Genomic DNA, 1,319 nt, shown 5'->3' with positions numbered 1-1,319 from the left:
GTTTGGTCGAGCCCAAATCGTCAAGGCCGTTTCGCATACAAAAAACGGGTATACGCAACCATTCTTCGTGACCAAAAGTTTAGGCTAAAACATCGCGCCTATAGAGATTGGTTCCTGATTTACGAGAAAACACGAATTTGGCAGCAAAGCAAAATATGACCAAAATTTTTAGCTATAGCCCCGTCTAATGTAATTATTGGTATGTGTGCTGTCTTTCCCCTCTCGTACGGTCTAGCCTAAGGGCTGGTGCAGCGAGCCTCTATGCCCCAAACGCGTTCACGGGACCACCACCTAGATCGACTAATTCAGCTATTCAGCACCTCTTATCCGCAGCTGCCTAACGCCATCCAAGATCTGCCTGCTCACCTCCGGCTGCAAAGGGTTCCCTTACCAGGGCCTTTCGGAGCCATCTCTGCTAAACATTACTATCGAGCGTCCATTTGTGCTGGCCTGTGACTGCATGCCCTAAGCGGACCGCATCGACACAGGGGTGCCGGTCGGTGTGCGCAGGCGGGTATGCATCAACCTTTCGCCTGACAACCTGACTTCCCGTATGCAGTGCTCGACACACATGCGGTGTTCGCAAGCAGACCTATCGATTAGGCAATTAGGTCTGGCATCAATGCCAACTGCCATGTCGCCCGTGGTGTCGCTCCAGTCGTTTCGCAATGTCGCTGCTATCCTGCGCTGAAGGTCAAACAACCTCATTCGTATCAGCGCAACGTCCGGCTCCGGTACCTGGGTATCTTGATGTCGGCCTCAAGGATGACCTGTTCAACCTAGCGCGCCTTACTTCGCGGTCTTCGGCTAAGACGCCATGATCGCGTTGGAGCCGCCGCACCCGCGCGATACTACCGCTGCCGAAGGCGCATTGGTCGAACGCCCCACCCGCCCACTGGCTTGCACCCTGTATCCTTCCGCCGGCTGACGGTACGTCTGCCAGTCGTCAGCGCTCCTACCGAAACGACAACATCCTATCTTGCCCCTATACATGAGGCTGAGAACTGAAAGCCGCGGAGAGCGGCACGTACCGAGAGAAAGGACGTGGTAGCGAAAAAGGTAGCTCTTTTAGCTGCAGCACGGACGGTCTCCGTGCTGACCGGCCAATGTTCGCAGCCCGCTGGACTAAGAGACTGGAGTTCGTGTAGCACGAGAGATGCAGGAGCTGAAGGCTTCCAAGGCCATCCAGATCAGGTAGTGAAAGCCATCGGCAATCACAGTTTGAAGATCGAAGTCGGGGGCAAGGAAATCTGGAAGTACGAATACAACCTGATCACCGCCATCCCCCTTCGTAGGCAAGAACGAAGCTGAGTCAGCCT

1 protein-coding gene is annotated in these 1,319 nt (G+C 54.7%); it reads right to left on the bottom strand.

Annotated features, from left to right (window positions below):
• Positions 1-1,125 precede the first annotated feature (1,125 nt).
• Positions 1,126-1,319, bottom strand: a 194-nt coding sequence (locus QKY98_RS23340; RefSeq protein ID WP_284671668.1) for a hypothetical protein, incomplete at its 5' end; no start/stop codon positions are given.

This window comes from Pseudomonas sp. HR1 (assembly GCF_030175875.1).
Taxonomy (GTDB): domain Bacteria; phylum Pseudomonadota; class Gammaproteobacteria; order Pseudomonadales; family Pseudomonadaceae; genus Chryseomonas; species Chryseomonas oryzihabitans.
This window is presented reverse-complemented; position numbering and strand designations above follow the sequence as displayed.